At 29.8% G+C, this 17,911-nt stretch carries 14 protein-coding genes; 4 read left to right on the plus strand and 10 right to left on the minus strand.

The window, feature by feature from the left end:
• Positions 1–411: 411 nt before the first annotated feature.
• Positions 412–3,816, plus strand: a complete 3,405-nt coding sequence (gene mfd / locus MR76_RS03690; RefSeq protein ID WP_024072357.1) for a transcription-repair coupling factor — start codon at positions 412–414, stop codon at positions 3,814–3,816.
• 25 nt (positions 3,817–3,841) lie between these two features.
• On the opposite strand, the gene MR76_RS03695 is transcribed toward mfd, so the two are convergent.
• The 5 genes from MR76_RS03695 to MR76_RS03715 form a co-directional block, all read right to left on the minus strand.
• On the minus strand, positions 3,842–4,273 hold the full coding sequence (locus MR76_RS03695; RefSeq protein ID WP_144445938.1) for a hypothetical protein: 432 nt from the start codon (positions 4,271–4,273) through the stop codon (positions 3,842–3,844).
• 398 nt (positions 4,274–4,671) lie between these two features.
• Complete coding sequence (locus MR76_RS03700) at positions 4,672–5,244, minus strand: hypothetical protein (RefSeq protein WP_024072359.1); 573 nt, start codon at positions 5,242–5,244, stop codon at positions 4,672–4,674.
• Between the two features lie 300 nt (positions 5,245–5,544).
• Positions 5,545–5,976: a hypothetical protein gene (locus MR76_RS03705; protein WP_144445939.1), complete on the minus strand. Its 432-nt coding sequence runs from the start codon at positions 5,974–5,976 to the stop codon at positions 5,545–5,547.
• A gap of 386 nt (positions 5,977–6,362) precedes the next feature.
• The gene (locus tag MR76_RS03710; RefSeq protein ID WP_024072361.1) at positions 6,363–6,869 is read right to left on the minus strand and encodes a hypothetical protein; all 507 of its coding nucleotides are present in this window, start codon (positions 6,867–6,869) and stop codon (positions 6,363–6,365) included.
• A 1,292-nt stretch (positions 6,870–8,161) separates the two neighbouring features.
• Positions 8,162–8,515, minus strand: a complete 354-nt coding sequence (locus MR76_RS03715) for a hypothetical protein (protein WP_024072363.1) — start codon at positions 8,513–8,515, stop codon at positions 8,162–8,164.
• A gap of 218 nt (positions 8,516–8,733) precedes the next feature.
• On the opposite strand from MR76_RS03715, the gene MR76_RS03720 reads away from it, so the two are divergent.
• Positions 8,734–9,336, plus strand: coding sequence for a riboflavin synthase (locus tag MR76_RS03720; RefSeq protein WP_024072364.1), 603 nt, complete (start codon positions 8,734–8,736; stop codon positions 9,334–9,336).
• 573 nt (positions 9,337–9,909) lie between these two features.
• Here the strand turns inward: MR76_RS03720 and MR76_RS03725 are convergent.
• Entirely contained in the window at positions 9,910–11,313 is a 1,404-nt protein-coding gene (locus MR76_RS03725; protein ID WP_024072365.1) for an NAD(P)H-dependent flavin oxidoreductase, read from the minus strand.
• Between the two features lie 589 nt (positions 11,314–11,902).
• Between MR76_RS03725 and MR76_RS03730 the strand changes: the two genes are divergently transcribed.
• On the plus strand, positions 11,903–13,168 hold the full coding sequence (locus MR76_RS03730) for a M16 family metallopeptidase (protein WP_024072366.1): 1,266 nt from the start codon (positions 11,903–11,905) through the stop codon (positions 13,166–13,168).
• Positions 13,169–13,282: 114 nt separating this feature from the next.
• On the opposite strand, the gene MR76_RS03735 is transcribed toward MR76_RS03730, so the two are convergent.
• Positions 13,283–14,008: a DsbA family protein gene (locus MR76_RS03735; protein WP_024072367.1), complete on the minus strand. Its 726-nt coding sequence runs from the start codon at positions 14,006–14,008 to the stop codon at positions 13,283–13,285.
• Between the two features lie 85 nt (positions 14,009–14,093).
• On the minus strand, positions 14,094–14,606 hold the full coding sequence (gene secB, locus MR76_RS03740; RefSeq protein ID WP_024072368.1) for a protein-export chaperone SecB: 513 nt from the start codon (positions 14,604–14,606) through the stop codon (positions 14,094–14,096).
• A 120-nt stretch (positions 14,607–14,726) separates the two neighbouring features.
• Here secB and MR76_RS03745 point away from each other — a divergent pair, with 120 nt between their 5' ends.
• A complete protein-coding gene (locus tag MR76_RS03745) occupies positions 14,727–15,371 on the plus strand; it encodes a Tim44/TimA family putative adaptor protein (protein ID WP_024072369.1) in 645 nt (214 codons plus the stop codon).
• A 539-nt stretch (positions 15,372–15,910) separates the two neighbouring features.
• Here MR76_RS03745 and MR76_RS03750 read toward each other — a convergent pair.
• Positions 15,911–17,137, minus strand: coding sequence for an MFS transporter (locus tag MR76_RS03750; RefSeq protein WP_235111263.1), 1,227 nt, complete (start codon positions 17,135–17,137; stop codon positions 15,911–15,913).
• Between the two features lie 80 nt (positions 17,138–17,217).
• On the minus strand, positions 17,218–17,826 hold the full coding sequence (gene tmk / locus MR76_RS03755) for a dTMP kinase (RefSeq protein ID WP_024072371.1): 609 nt from the start codon (positions 17,824–17,826) through the stop codon (positions 17,218–17,220).
• Positions 17,827–17,911 lie beyond the last annotated feature (85 nt).

A 17,911-nucleotide genomic window follows, 5' to 3' on the forward strand; every position in this document is an offset into this window, starting at 1 on the left:
ACAGTATCAATGTAATTGAGCAGTAGACAGTATTATAATAATCTGTTTTGCTGTATTACATTCAACAATGGAATTCATAATCGAATTACTTAGGGAATATTAATTAAAAGATATTAATTTATTTATATTCTAAATAAAATATTCTTACGTTACATTGCCGTAACACTGATTTTCTTCTCCATCAGAAACTAAAACATTATAATAAAAAGGATAATTATGTATTATACAAATATAATTCACAGTAACAAATTATTCTATCAACTCAACAGTATTATCTTAGATGTAGATCTATTTCAGGATTATTCCAATATCATGAATAACTATAAACATAGCATTCAGATTTAACTAATATGTTTTATAGATTGCATTTTTTACTTACAATACTAATTATTAATATTACAAAACTATTCCATGAGCAATACTAACAAAATTTCTAATATTCCACACACATTAGAACCACTTGTTATTATAAAAATGTACGCGCAAAAACTAATCCATTCCGCAGTATATATAGTTAATAAAGAAATACAATTATACAATTTAGCATCAATATTTAAATTCTATATTCCAAACCTTGAAATAATTATATTTCCCGCATGGGATTCAATACCATATAAAAAAAATTCCCCACATAATTCAGTAATGGCAGAAAGAATTAAAACTCTGCACTCTCTAATTACTAAATGTAATGACACTCCCTATATTATCATCTCAACAATTAATGCAATTGTCCAAAAAGTACTACATCAAAATATCATACTACAATCAGTACTAAAAATTAGATCTCAACAGAATATCACAAGAGACTATATAGAAAACTATTTAATTTACCATGGATACAGTCAATACTCAATAGTACGGGATATTGGCGAATTTGCCATACATAACAATGTCATCGATATATTTCCCATAACCTATAAAAATCCTATAAGAATTCATTTACATGATAATTTCATACAATCAATTAACTTCTTCAATTATCAAACACAATCAATAGATAATAATTCCTCTTTAAATGAGATTTTCATTTACCCTACTTCCGAAATAATTAAACAAAAAGAAAATATAGATCTTTTTTCTAAAATCTATAAAACAAAAGCAAGCCAAGATAAAAACCTACTAGATACAATAACATCTGGAAAGAAATACATAGGAGAAGAAAATTTCTTACCTTTATTTTATCAGGAAGAATTACAAAATATTTTCAACTATATACCACAAAATACAACATTAATATTCAATGATAAGCTGGCAAAAGAAATAGAGGAGTATAACAATCAAATATACTCACACTATAGATCTCAACTATCTTATCAAATACCTCCACATCAACTTTACATTAATCTTAAAGACTTTCAAACTATAACTAAACAGTTTCATAAAATCGAGTTCTCACAATCTGAAAATACTACTAATAACTTAGCAATGACTCATAAAAATGCACATAACACTGCTTTTGATGTCACAATAAAGATCCAGACAATTCCAAATTTTAAAATTTTAGCACAAAATAAAAAAATCGACATATTTGAAATATTGGCACAATATATTCAGACCATATGTCATACAAAAAAACTAATAATAGCTTGCTATTCTATTGGTTCTTTAGAATACATACAAAATAGACTTAGAATATTCAACATCAAACTATGTAAAATAGAAAACTATCAAGAAATACATTCTTCACATAACATTGCTATATTACCAATAGATCATAGCTTTATCTCAAAACATACTATTGTAGTAGCAGAACATGATCTACTAAACAAACAAGAAATAATAGGTAAAAGTAATATTTCAAATATTATTAGCAATGATACTAACATAGATATTGGAGATATTGTAATACACAAAGATTACGGAATTGGGAAAATAGTAGAACTCGATACTATTAAAGTATTTGATAGTTATCACGATTTTATCAAAATAGAATACTATAATAGTGATAAATTATTCTTACCTGTAGAAAATATCAATCTCATATCCAAGTACGGACAACAAAATGCCAATGTTATCCTCGATAAATTAGGTAGTACATCATGGCAACAACGTAAAACTAAAATAAAAAATCATATAAAAAAAATTGCAAAAGAATTATTAGCTACAGAAGCATCAAGAAGATTATCGACTGGCAAATTATTTCTCCCTGACGAAAATTACAAACATTTTTGTAATGAATTTACTTATATTGAAACAGAAGATCAATTACAAGCTATAAAAGACATGGAACATGATCTATCAAGTGGTAGAATCATGAACAGACTAATCTGTGGAGATGTTGGCTTTGGGAAAACAGAAATAGCCTTACGTGCAGCATTCTTAGTAGCAAGTAAGAATCATCAAGTAGCAATTATAGTACCAACAACTTTGCTATGCAGGCAACATTTTATTGTTTTCACTGAAAGATTCAAAAAATTTCCAAATATCAAAATCAAACAATTATCCAAAATTGTTGAGAGATCTGAAATAAAAAGAACAAAAGAAAGTTTAGCATGTGGCCAAGTACACATAATAATAGGAACACATGCAATACTAGCACAAGATATCACTTTTGCTAACCTAAGCTTATTGATCATAGATGAAGAACAACAATTTGGAGTAAAACAAAAAGAGTTGTTAAAAAAAATCAAGACAAGTATTCATGTAATTTCGCTATCTGCAACTCCAATACCGCGAACGCTATATATGTCACTATGTGGAATAAAAGATTTAAGTTTAATAAAAACACCACCAAAAAACAGAGTACCAGTGACAACCTGCACAACATACTACGATGAAACTATAATAAAAGATGCTATAATACGAGAACATAATAGAGGAGGCAGAGTATTTTATGTTTGCCCACAAATTAGTAATATAGAAAGCATTAATGATAACCTAAAAAAATTATTGCCAGAAATTAAAATTAATATTGCCCATGGGCAACTCCCTTCTAGTCAACTAGATACAATAATGAATGATTTCTTTGATGGCAAATTTACAATATTACTTACTACGTCAATCATAGAATGCGGGTTAGATATTCCTTTTGCCAATACAATTATAATACACGATGCTGACATGTTTGGATTAGCACAACTCTATCAACTAAAAGGAAGAGTAGGACGTAGCAGCATAAAAGGTTTTTCATATTTTATATTATCAGAAAAAGCAACCAATACATCTGCTAAAAGATTAGAAATAATACAATCAATAGATTCCATAAATTCAGGATTTACTCTATCCCTACATGATATGGATATCAGAGGGTTTGGCAATTTAGTTGGGGAAGAACAATCAGGTAATATCAAAGATATAGGTATTGAACTATATCAACAAATGTTAGAAGAAGAACTTAACACTCATAACGAAAATCCTCAAGATCTTGATCATATAAATATTAATATAAATGTTAATATAAGAATTCCTGAGCATTACATTAAAGACATAGGATTAAGAATGCGGGTATACAAAAAAATTGGCAATCTAAAAACAAAAGAAGATATAGATAATTACTACATAGAGTTAACTAATAAGTTTGGTAAACTACCAAGCGAGGTCGAAAATTTATTAAACACTATATATATAAAGCAACTATGTGCAAGTATTGGCATTTGTGAAGTTGAGCAAGTAAAAAATACCATTATTTTAAAAATAGATAGCAACACAACTGTCAGACAAGAAATTCTTAACTATTTCATCAACAATCCTCTGACCTTTAAGATACAAAATAATAGTATACTTATGTTAATTAACAATACTTGCAATTGTACTATAAGTTTTATAATACACCACATTAGCAAAATAAACTCATTAAATAAAGAAGCATTAAATTAAATTTGCATATATAATTTATTACAAATCATCTAGGAAACATCCCCTGTAATCTAAACACAGGTCTCACTTGATGATTACAACCAGTATCACCATTCTCTTGGCCACCATGATTGCATATAAAAGGACTACTTTCAACACATTGATTTTGGTTCTCTCTACTTTGAGCATTATGTATCACATCTAGTTCCATTATAACATTAGGAACATCTGGCCTAGGACCATAGATCTGTAAATATCTCAGAACGTTTCTGCGCCGTGCACCAGCATCTCTATAGTGTAGAACACAATATGCAAGCACTAGAAGCATGGTCAATAAAAGTAACCCCACTACTATTACAGTTTGTATTTTATTATCCCTATGATTCAGAATACTGCTACCATTCGTACTCAACATGGTAGAAGAAATTGTTGTAACATTACTATTTTCCACTGTACCACTAATAGCATTATAAATCATACTCCCACCCCACCCCATCTGTATTGACAGTATTATTTAATAAAAAGGATACACTATTACTAATATCAGAAGTAATAGATGCTATGATACTACTCAATCAGTTGGAAAAAAAATAACTAACACACTATGTTTAATTATATCATAAACTTTTAAAAAATTGAAACTTTATTTCCCATATGAACTGTGTAACAAATATAATTTTATTAATCATAATATTGAAACATTTAAAATACTCTTCTAGAAACATAATAACCCTTCACACGTATTACAAGGACCAATATACTTCACAATAAATCCTATCAATTACCTTAATCTACTGTATTGCAACAGCAAAAAAAATTCATCTCATTGAATAAAGAAGTACTAAATTGAATACCGCATATATAATTTATTACAAATCATCTAGGAAATACCTCCTGTAATCTGAACACAGATCTCGCTTGACTATCAGTATCATCATTCTCTTGACAACTATGACTACGTACAAAAGGTCTACTTTCAACACATTGATTTTGGTCTTCACTATTTTGAGCATCATGTATCACATCTAGTGCTATTATAACATCAGGAACATCTGGCCTAGGACCATGCTCCCGTAAATATCTTATAGCTCTTCTATTCTGCGCAACACGGCCTCTATAGCGTGAAACACGCTTATAGACAACTATAGCAATAAAAAGCAATGCAGGTAAACATAATGCCATACAAGTTTCTATAATATGATGAAACATTTGACCATCAACACTACTTGTACTCGACAGTGAGCTATTATCACTTACATTCATGACAGTAGAAACTGTTGTAGTACCATTAGTACTATTTCGCACTGTACCATTAACAGCATCAACAAAGACACCAGTACCTATATTACTTAATCTAAAAAAAACTTGTTGTAACACTACTATCCCCTCCGTATTTACAGTATTATTCAATAAAACACTATTACTAATACCCAAAGTAACAGAAGCCATGATACTACTCAACCAGCAAAAAAACCAACTGACACAGTATGTTTGGTTATATCATAAATTTTTAAAAAATTAAAACTTTATTTTACATATGAACTGTGTAACAAATATAATTTTATTAATCTATATATTTAAAACGCTCTTCTAGCAAAATAACAATCCTTCACACGTATTACAAGGACCAATATACTTCACAATAATCCTATCAATTACCCTAATCTATTGCATTACAACAGCAAAACAAATTCATCTCATTGAATAAAGAAGTACTAAATTGAATACCACATATAACTTCATTACAAATCATCTAGGAAACACCCCCTGTAATCTAAACACAGGTCTCACTTGATGATCATCACCAGTATCACCATTCTCTTGGCCGCCATGATTGCATATAAAAGGACTACTTTCAACACATTGACTTTGGTTCTCTCTACTTTGAGCATTATGTACCACATCTAGTTCCATTATAACATTAGGAACATCTGGCCCAGGACCATGCTCACGTAAATAGTTCATACGTCTTAGTCTCCGTACACGATGCTCTCTATAGCGACAAACATAATTTATACAACACAACCCCAATAATAATAATATAGCTGCACCTATTACTACAACAACTTGGACAGCAGTATAAGAATTCTCAGTATTGCCTACGACATTAGGACCTACTGTAGCACTACTAGTACCATTAACAACATTGTTCAAGACATTAGAACCCACACTATTTAACATGATTCCCTCTCCTTCATCCATCTTATAGTATCAAGGATACACTACTACTAACATCAGAAGTAATAGAAGCTACGGGATTACTCGACCAGATGAAAAAATAAAATAATTAGCACACCATGGTTAATTATATCATAAATTCTTAAAAATTAAACCTTTATTCTTTATATGAACTATGTGTATCAATATATGATTTTGTCAGTACAATACCTGAAATATTTAAAATGCTCTTCTAGCAAAATAACAATCCTTCACACGTATTACAGGACCAATATACTTCACAATCATCCTATCAATTACCCTAATCTATTGCATTACAACAGCAAAAAAATTCATCTCATTGAATAAAGAAGTACTAAATTGAATACCGCATATAACTTCATTACAAATCATCTAGGAAACATCCCCTGTAATCTAAACGCAGGTCTCACTTTATGATTATCACTAGTCTTACCATTCTCTTGGCCATCATGATTGCATATAAAAGGACTACTTTCAACATATTGACTTTGGTTCTCTCTACTTTGAGCATTATGTACCACATCTAGTTCCATTATAACATTAGGAACATCTGGCCCAGGACCATGCTCCCGTAAATAGTTCAGATGTTCCATTATAACATTAGGAACATCTGGCCCAGGATTATCCGGTAAATTGTTCACACGTCTTGATCTCTGTATATTACGTCTTGATCCCTGTATACGATGCTCTTTATGGCGCACAATATAAACTATACAATACAACATCAATAATAATACTATAGCTACACCTGCAACAACTCGGACAGTAGCATCAGACTCCTGAGTATTGCCTACGACATTAGGACCTACTGTAGCACTACTAGTACCATTAACAACATCGGTCAAGGCACTAGAAGTCACATTACTATTTAACATGATTCACTCTCCTTCATCTATCTTATAGTATTAATGGTACACTACTACTAACATCAGAAGTAATAGAAGCTACGGGATTACTCAACCATATGAAAAATAAAATAATTAGCACACCATGGTTAATTATATCATAAATTTTTAAAAATTAAACCTTTATTCTTTATATGAACTATGTGTATCAATATATGATTTTGTCAGTACAATACCTGAAATATTTAAAATGCTCTTCTAGCAAAATAAAAATCCTTCACAGGTATTACAGAAACCACAACATTCACAATAAATTTTATCAAGTCTTGTAGCATACATCCAAATTCCATCCATAAACATGTATAAATACATACACCACAAAACCAGATAAATTTGAAGTTCTAATAAGAAAACTACGTTTTAAAAATATATTTCTCTCAATACATATCACAGACATTACCCTACATTAACATTACATACATCACATCCTTTAAACTATTTAGTAATCCAATATTTAAATTCCCAAGTAGCACATCATATGGCTTTTCATCAACACTAAACTTAGGAGACTGTTAGTCTGACAGCTATTATTCACTGAAGCTTCGAATCAGAGTTTACATTTTCCACGTTAATCACAATACTCAGACAGATATTAGTTTTATAGTTGCGTACATATTTTTAGACCCTATGCCTTTAGCAAACAATCTCTACCTCATTCCAATTATATACACATAAGTGCTATTACTTTTAAAACACCAACTACCTTAAGCAATAATTCATAAATTGAACTTAACACTAGCTATAAAACACATATCATTATATACTCAGCAAATACCTATATAGTCACTTATGTTTATATCACTCAAAAAATAGCAAAGGGCTTTACTGGAATCCTGCTATTGCAACCTTTTATGTAATCTATTTGAATAATAATCCCTAACATTTTTACGCTTGAAATACTATAAATTATAGACATAGCTTCTAGTATAACAGATGAAAAAATGTACAAAAGTAGTGCACATATGATTATATGCCAATAGATATTTAAAGGTTAATTTACTTTTTAGAAAATCAGTACATATGTGTAATAATTTATAATTCTTCAAGCACATATAACCAATATCATTATATCCATTACAAAAAGATGTATAAAAATCAAGTTATAACAACAACCTCATATTAAGGCGTTAATATAAATTACCTGCGGCAGTATATAAGATTCAAATAACATAAAATAATATACCTCTCACATTTCCTTCTTTAATTAATCAACATTCTGCTGATATCACCTTCAGAACATCTACACCTTTGTCTATTAGTTATTACTGCTTAATATTATCTGAAATAATTGTGGCAAAAACTTCTTGTTCTGTCTCTGCTCTTTCTAACATACTAGAAGTTCTACAAAGACACTTTGTATAATCATTTCGACGCATAATATCACGATTTTGAATCCACAACATAAACCCTGCTACCACAACAACAGTAAGAACATAAAATGCAATTATAGCAGCAACAAAAAAATCATCCTTACCTGCACCTATATTATTAAAATCTCGAGGGAAAAATTCATTTTTATTAATAGGATAGTCAAAAGTTATATCCATTACACTAGTATTATAATTACTAAGATTACGTTCAACGTATGATACTACACTATTAGAATTATTTAACATATAAATAAACCTTTTTTTACTAGAAAATATTATATAAAATTAATATATATTAATAAATAATCATGTTGTATACTAATTTTTTAGAAAATAAATTAACCTTTTAAATATCTATTGGCATATAACCTTAGGTATATTCTAGCTTTCATACATTTTTTTTTCTTATTGACATTCTTTCACCCATTACACTAAAATTCCACACCCATGATTTATGGTACAAGATGTTTAAAGGCATAATAGAAAATATCGGTACTGTTACTCAAATAGACGATATAAAAGGTCACGACAAAAGAATTACAATAAAACCTACTAATCCTAATTTTTTAAATGAAACAAAAATAGGTGATTCTATAGGATGTTCTGGTATTTGCCTAAGCGTAGTAGAATTGAATAATAGATGTTTTGTTGTTGATGTTTCAGATGCAACTCTATCTGTTACTAGTGCTACACATTGGAAAGAAGGAACAAAGATTAATTTAGAACCAGCCTTAAGAATGACTGACCGGATAGATGGACATTTTGTACAAGGACATATTGACGGAATAGGAAAAATCATATCAATTACTAGTGTAAATAGCTCACATAACATTGAATTCTACATACCAGATTCATTATTAAAATATATGATAATAAAAGGATCCATAGCCATAGATGGAGTATCGTTGACCATTAATTCTATATCTAATGAAATATTATCCGTAAATATTATTCCACACACCTGGGAAAATACAACGTTTCAATATAACAAAGTAAATGATACCATCAATATAGAAGCAGACATGCTTGCGAAGCACTTAGAACGTTTATATAATATTAAAATATAGTTACAGTAACCTCCATTGTGTTACACATCCCAATGCATGCACAAATCTTATATTGCATTTAGCAATCACTAAAATAAAAAATATATGCTGATAAACATTTACATAACACTTAATATAAAACTACCATAGCAATGTGGAACATTATCCATCAATATTACTTCACTACCGAGAAGAGATGGATTCTTTAATATAAAAAACAATATTAATTGGGAATAGATATGATTGTAAGATACTCATAACATTTGATAAAACAACGCTAAATATACTACACACTGTGCAGTGAATTATATTTATGTGTACCAACATATACATATATATATACTTTATAATTAATTTCTGCTAATAATCAAACTGTCGCATTCCAAATCAATATCTAAATAAAAAATATATGTTGATAAACTACACTGAGGACAAAACTGCTTAAACAGTAAGGATTAAAAAACTACAAAAAGTATCAAGAAAGGATTTTTATGTGTTGAATAACAAAAAATCATAAACTTAATAGCACTTAATAAAAATATTGTAACCTCAGATACTTAATATGTTTAAAGCTATAAACAAAATACTAACATATCAATATCCAGTTAAGATTCTATCAACAAGTTCTTTGACTGTAGGAATATATCCATCTCTATAAAACTCATCTTCTACAAACTTATATGCATTATGACCAGAAAACATAAGCTCATATTCATGATTATCCACAGCAATAATATTTTGTAACGTTTTTTGAATACAAAAACTACGAACATCTGGTTTAATACCAGTATTATAATCTCCGTGATCTTTCCAATTACTAAATTTACAATGGCTTAAACATCCCATACAATTTATTTGATCTTCCCTAATGCTTCTTGATTTGTTCTGAGTAACAAATATTAAAGTATTATCTGGTGTCTTCAGAGCATCTGTATAACCCATAGCCATCCAAGACTCAGACAACTTCTTATCTTCAGGATGCACATATACTTTCCTACCTCTACCACCAATAGAAAGCTCTGCTGTACATTTTTCAGTCATTTCATTCTCAAATGCAATCTGACGTGCATTACGTTCTTTTAACTCCTTTATAAACTCATTTTTAACGGCAGAAGAATAAAAGCCTGTTGGGCTAAATTTGTTCAAAAAAACATCGCCAGGTTTCAAAGACATTAATTTTTTCTTCCACCCAGAAGAAATTGGACTCTCTTGAGTTAATAAAGGTCTCGTTCCAAATTGAAACGCTATTGGACCAATTAGATCATTATCTAACCATAATTCCCAATCCTTTAAATGCCAAACACCACCTGCCATGATTAACACAACATCAGATAATCCAACTTCATTCATATATGCGCGGATCGCTGCAACCCTTTCAAAAGGATCTTGTGGACTATCAGGAGATTCACTATTACTAAGTCCATTATGGCCACCAGCTAACCAAGGATCTTCATATACAACCCCACCAAGGAGTTTTTTAGAAAATTTTTGATAAGAACGTTGCCATAAAATTTTAAATGCTCTCATCGATGAAACAATGGGATAGTAATAAACTTGATATTGGGAAGCTATCTCAGCTAACTTATATGGCATACCAGCACCACAAGTAATACCATGAATTAATCCACGCGCTTTATCAAGTACACCATGAAGCACTCGTTGAACACCACCCATTTCCCACAGTACATTCATATGTATTCTTCCTAACCCTTTTGATATCTCATGAGCTACCTTAGCTTGACTCACTGCCGCATCAATACTATAGTTTATTAGTTCATTATGACGCTCCAATCTAGTTTTTCCACGATATACTAAAGGAACATGTTCTCCATTATCATCAACTAACCTAGCACACGCCCCAGAAAAAGTACCAACAGCAGAAGCAGCAGCAAAAGCACCTGCAGTTCTACCATCACTTACACCTATACCTTTTCCACCTTCTATTATTGGCCACACACTTTTACCGGAAATTAATATTTTCTTAATTTTTTTACGCAAATTAAAACCTTAATCCATTAACAATGTTATACACTTTCTACTATCGCTGAGAAATCCAACCTACTACTTATTATCATTTTTTTGACAATTTAACAAGTCATATCAATACTATAATAAACTACAGAAGTTTTCACTTTTTATGATAAAAATCACAGATAGTTACATAAAATTACTAGATTTCAAACTTTTATTTCAACAATCAACACAACATTAATGTAAAATCATTAATACCTTGGTCAATATTGTTATATAAAATTAGTATTTAGAATAAAAGTAATATCATATATTATTATAATGATTTCTCCCATCTTTTAAAGTTCTTATAAAATAATATAATTGAACACTACTATTTTCCATCAAATGTTTTCATCACAAATACACTGTTAAAAATTTTAAAATATATTTAGGTAATATTATGCATCAGTACAGATAATATCCTTAATTACAATTGGGTGATAAAACATTATTATGAAGATTCTGTAAAATTTGGATAAACCATAACTTTCAAATATCGATGTTATATCATATATTTGTTGCTGTTATATTATTAACTGTATAAACTTAAGAGATTAATTTCTTACTCAAAGTCATGTCACCAAAGATTACACAACTTAACAATAATTTTACTATAATAACTGACACAATGCCTCACGTAGAATCTGTATCCATTAACATTTGGATAAACGTCGGGAGTAGATATGAGAATCAAGCCATAACAGGCATCTCTCATTTTCTAGAACACATGGCTTTTAAAGGCACTAAAACTCGTACTGCTCTTGATATAGCACAGATCTTTGATGATATAGGCGGAAATTTTAATGCACATACAGATAGAGAACACACTGTCTATCATGTCAAAACACTAAAAAGAGATATCAAAATAGCCATAGAAGTTCTTGCAGATATAATACTAAACTCCCAATTTCCTGAAGAAGAAATAGATAAAGAAAAAGGAGTAGTATTACAAGAAATATATCAAACAAACGATTCTCCTACTAGCATAATTTTCGATAAGTATATAGAAGCTGCTTATCCTAACCAAATATTCGGCAAATCCATTTTAGGGACTCCAGAATCAGTAAATAGCTTATCTAAAGTAGACTTACACACTTACATGAGTAAATATTATCATGCCGGAAACATGTTACTATCAGTAGCTGGGAATATTTTACATGAAGAAGTAGTTGACTTAGTCTCTAAGTACTTCTCTCACATGAAAAAATCAGAACGAAAAACAGCAGATCCATCAACTTATTTGAGTGGAGAATACAGAGAAACAAGAAATTTAGAACAAGTACATCTAGTTATAGGATTCCCTAGTGTTTCATATAAAGATGATCAATTCTACACTATACAAATTCTAGATTCAATATTAGGAAATGGTATGTCATCACGTCTTTTCCAAAAAATTCGCGAACAACTTGGACTAGTCTATACCATATCATCTTTTAACTCCAGCTACAGCGATAATGGTATTTTCTCTATATATGCAGCAACTGATAAAGGCAATCTGAGTCAACTACTTACCACTATAGCTTCTGAAGTAAAAAACATTACCACCAATCTGCAAGAAAATGAGGTCAAAAGAGCAAAAGATAAAATAACATCTGAGATACTCATGTCAAGGGAAAGTACTAATGCACGAGCTGAATCCTTGGGGTATTATTATTCCCACTATAATCGATACATTTCAAAAGAAGAGTTAATAAAACAAATCTCTATAATTACAGTCACAGACATCCAAAACTGTATTAATAATCTACTAGGAAGTAATAATAAAATAACCTTAGCAGCCATAGGTCAAATTGAAAACCTACCTTCTTATAATGATATAGCTCAAATGTTTTATATATAACAGCATGTATATTGAAATAAAAAACTTTACATAAAGGAGCCTAATCAACATAGATATGTTGTACTTTTCAATTAAAGTAACAATATACAGACCTCTACACATCATCATGTAGGGTTAAGATCCATCCCCTTTTACCAACGAATAATTTGGATGTAGTATAATCAATTCATCAATCGTCTCAGAAAAGCTTTCAATATCATGAGGTTTATCATACTTCTTTCCATTAATAAAAAACACAGGTGTAGCATTTACCTGTAGTTTCCTATTTGCGACAAATTTTTCTTGAACAATATAATTCATTATATCTTCATCATTAATACATTTATCAAATCTTTCATCACTAATGTTACTAACCTTTGCAATATTAGATAATACCCCTAAATCCTTATAATGAGTCACCAATGCTTCTATAGAACTAAATACCGCTTTGGTATAAGTAAAAAAGCTATTAGCAGTATTATAACATGTTCCCAACATTGCAGCTTTTAATGATATATAATCTAAAGGAAAATTTCTAAAAATGTATAGCACTTTACCTGTTCTAATGTACTTACGATTCAACTCTGGAAATACATTTAGCGTAAAATGTGCACAATGCATACATGAAAAAGAAGCATATTCTATTATCACAACTGGAGCTTTTGTATTACCTATAAAACGATCACTAGGCAATAAACTTAACAACTCTTGAGCAGTAATATCATCACTTGATTTGACAAGGGTATCAGAATAAAATTTTTGAGAAAGTTCTTGTTTATGATCATCAGAACAAAATGCAAAATTAAAGAAGAAAGCCACTACAAATAAAAAGAATAGCTTACCTATTACTAAAACCTTCATAATACAAAAAACCTGTATTAATTTAACTAATTAAAAACTAATTACTACAAGCTGTCTTAATTCATTCACAAATTAAAAATCTACTTTACAAATCCTGATTGTTATCATTCTGCTTCATTTGAGACTCATACATAACTCCAAAATCTACAATATCAAGCAACAAAGGAGGAAACCCACCTCTAGAAGTGATATTAAAAACCAACTCCCTAGCAAATGGGAACAGAACAGTTGGAGCAGAAACTAATAATATCTTTCTCATTTCTTCCTGACTTAACTCCTGTATATTACTTACGTCATAACCTTCAATACAAAATACCCCACAATACTTAACCTCACAAATGAACGCTACTGTAGTACCAACTCGAGCTTCCGCATTAACCTGAAGAGTGACTTCATATAACGGCTCTACTTTACTATCCAAAGACTGCTCATTCTCCTGATCTTGTGCTTTTATTGGGAGACTTACAGAACTGACATTAATAGAAATATTGATTTCAGGTGGGGTTTTACTGATCATCAAGAAAATCTGTGGAGAATTCGGATTTTCAAATGAAAGATCCTTAATATATTGACCCTTAACCTTTAATTTACACGACATACCCACAAACTCCTAAGTAATAATTAAAATAATGTAATTAATTATTGATTAACATACACTAAGCTATAATATAATTGAGTATACACAGTATACATTTTTGTCAATAAAAATTAGGATTATATGGTTGAATTAGCAATATATGCATTTTTAGCAGCATTCATCTTTTTTCGTTTATACAATTCTCTTGGAAAAACTTCAGGATTACAAACAACTAATCATTCACAAACTATAAGTATCATCATGGAAGACACACAAAAATATGATGATGATGATGCTGATATTGATATAGAATCTGTAATGGAAGCTTGCAACGAAAATGATAAATCAATAATAAACTACATCAAAAAGAAAGATAGCGAGTTTTCACTAAAACACTTCGTGGATGGATCAGTGAAGGCATTTGAAATTATAATAAAAGCCTTTAATGAAGGAAATGCACATATACTGTCCATGTTATTAGACACTAATTTATATAATTCATTCGTGGAGGAAATAGAAAATCGAAAAGCACTTGGACAACTATATAAGGACATTATTGTATCAATAATATCTCATAAAATAACAAAACTGGACCTTTCAGGAAATATAGCATACATCACAGTAAAATTCATCACTGAACAAATAAACTTTGTGAAAGACAGTGATGATAATATTTTACAGGGTAGTACATCGAAGATTAATAAGATTGAGGATACATGGACTTTTAAAAAAGATACAACACTTTCTAATAAAAAATGGTATCTTAGTGCTATTCAATCTGTATAATTTCAGTACAGTATACAATTTATTAAGACTTATAATAAACTCTCATTGTGAGATACATTTATAAAACATACTAGGATTGCCATAATCTTAATAAGACATTAGGCGATTATGAGTTGTATAAGACATAATAAAACAAATAGACAAACACAACTAATTTTATCAATTATGAAGTTAAATCTAAATACTCGAACTCATATTTTAAACAATCAGCTGAAAAATTAGCAACTCTTTAACTGAAGCACTAGAAACACAAAATTACTCAACAATAAAGCATATTAAGGTTATGCATCACCCCATAATATATTCAACATTTAACTATCAGATTTGCTACAAAGTACAAAGCTAGAACAAATTAGAATCCTGTACTATAAGTTTATACAATTAAGAATTAATTTTATTTCTTAATTTATAACACTTAAAATAACAAAAACTTACAACATATTAACAGAATTAATACAGACAAATTCTAGATCAAAGCATACAGTCATACATAATTTATATAGACACATAATTATGTATAACTGATATCTGTAACAATGCTACTTACTCTCTTTCCTACTTAAATACTTAAGAGACATAAACCCTATTGCACCTACAAGCAACCCACCAGGAATAAATAACATAGATTTTAACATTAATGCTTTAGTATATACTGGCTCTGCATCCATAACTTTTCCATCCCACAACAACACTATCACACAAGATACAGCAGTATGAAAAAAATAACCAAAAGCCATAACTATCATGTTATTTACAGCAGTAGCCAATGCAACTACACTATCATTAACATAGCTCAATACTTTACACGTTGCTATGATTTGATAGGCTGAAAAGAATCCTATCAAAAAAAACAATATTGTCACAAGTACAATACTTGAACTATTAATGTATAATATTAAAAAAGGAATCATCATGCCAAAAGCAGATATTATAAGTATATTCCAAGCATTAAATGACTTATCTTCCAACATATACGGTAAAATAAATGCTCCAGTGCACACACCAATAAATATTATAGAAGGTAACAAAGCAGATGTTTCTTTATCTATATTACCAACTGCTCTTAAAAATGAAGTAACCCATCCATCAGCAAAACCTTCTAAAGGACCTACCATAAAACCTGCAAGCAAGCTAATTATAATAATGTATTTATTAAATATCACCAACTTAACTTTATCACAGAGACTCTTATTACTATCAAGATTAGCAACCTGATCATAAGGCAACATACATAGATATAACAACAATGCCATAGCAGCTCCTACAGCAATAAATACGATGAAGAAAGTTTCCCAGCCAAATTTATTCAATAAAGATAAAACTGGTAATCCTCCATACATTGCACCCAACAATCCTATTATAATAGAAATCCCAGACATCTTGACAAATCGATTACCATAGTACATGCTAGCAACTTTAAAAAGGCCAAGTGCAGATCCAGCCGAACCTATACCTGTTATCATTCTTCCAATCTGGCTAAATAACCACACATCTGATACCAATAACGGCACCAACCCCATAATGGTTAATACTACACAAATTGGTAATACTATTTTAGGTCCATATTTATCCAAAAAGATACCTATCGGTATATGCGCCAACGTATATCCAATATAATACAAGCCAGAAAATTGACCAAACGCCATAGCACTAATTTTGAATTTTTCCATAGACATAGATCCAATAATATTAGGCATAACTCTCAATATATATTGATACGCATAAAACATTGAGACTAAGAACCATGATAAAAATTTTCTATTCAAAACATCCCTCATAATTAATTAAAAACTTATCAAATTCTATAAAAATTATAAAAAATAAGGTGTGGATTCTACACACAAATTCATACCATTTGCAATACTTCTATTATTTTCAAATGTATAAAGTTAATGCTATCAATATTATAAGTGTTATTTTTATCAGTAATTATATGACAACGATATGGATTCTTTTTGACGATATTATAAAAACCATCCCTAACTCTATAATAAAACTCCAAATCAGCAAATTCATATCCATTTTTACAAGATCTAGAGAATGACTCATTAATATCAACATCGATAATGAATGTAATATCAGGATAAACATCAACAACAAGATCATTTAACTGGCTTATCAACCCGCAATCAATTCCTTGTCCGTAACCTTGATATGCAATCGTTGAATCAATAAATCTATCACAAATTACTATTTTTTTTTGTATTAAAGAAGGTTTTATTACTTTAGCAAAATGCTCTCTACGCATAGCAATAAAAAACAATAATTCTGACAGATTATCTAAACCTTGAGCTTGAAATAATAAGTCACGTACTGACTCATTAAATAAAGTACCTCCAGGTTCTCTAGTCAATATAACATTGTTAATACCATATATTTCAGATAAATACTCTGCTAACAAACGCGATTGTGTAGTTTTACCAGAGCCATCTATCCCCTCAAAAGTAATAAACATAATAACTAATTACCTTACACTAGATATAAACAACCTTATTATTTTTTTACCGGGTAATATGCAAGAAGAATATCTAAGTACTTAC

This window comes from Ehrlichia muris AS145, assembly GCF_000508225.1.
In the GTDB taxonomy this organism is placed as follows: Bacteria; Pseudomonadota; Alphaproteobacteria; order Rickettsiales; family Anaplasmataceae; genus Ehrlichia; species Ehrlichia muris.